Here is a 616-nt window from a genome sequence, read left to right on the forward strand (position 1 = left end):
GGGCACTCAGAACTTAACACATGCTCTAAACTTTCTCGTGTGCGCTTGCGCGTTAGCTCTACCAAACCCAACGAAGTAAACCCAGAAATACTGGTTTTCGCACGGTCTTTGGCAAGCGCCAATTCCAAGCTATGCAACACCCGGCGTTTGTGATCATCATTTTGCATATCTATAAAATCGACAATAATAATGCCACCAAGGTTCCGTAACCGTAATTGCCGCGCAATGGCTTGGGTAGCTTCCGTGTTGGTATTGAAAATGGTTTCTTCTAGATTGCGATGGCCAACAAAGGCACCGGTATTGATATCTATGGTGGTCATGGCCTCGGTTTGATCAATTACCAAGGTGCCACCTGATTTCAACTGCACTCGGCGATCAAGCGCCCGTTGAATTTCGTTTTCAACATCAAATAAATCGAAAATTGGCCGCTCACCTTCATAATATTCCAAGCGATCCGCCAACTGCGGTACAAATTCTTCTACAAAAGTGTGCAGTTGTTGAAAGCTAAGCCGGGAATCCACCCGAATGCGTTCAATTTCTACGCCTACAAAATCACGCAGCACCCGCGCAGCTAAGTTTAAATCTTCATACAGGATGCCACCTTTCGAGTTCTTCT

At 45.8% G+C, this 616-nt stretch carries 1 protein-coding gene; it reads right to left on the bottom strand.

Features of this window, described 5'->3' with window-relative positions; translation table 11 throughout:
* The coding region (locus VT06_RS17060; protein ID WP_046555530.1) for a ribonuclease E/G at positions 1-616 on the bottom strand (616 nt) is incomplete at both ends.

This window comes from Arsukibacterium sp. MJ3 (assembly GCF_000987765.1).
Taxonomy (GTDB): Bacteria; Pseudomonadota; Gammaproteobacteria; order Enterobacterales; family Alteromonadaceae; genus Alishewanella.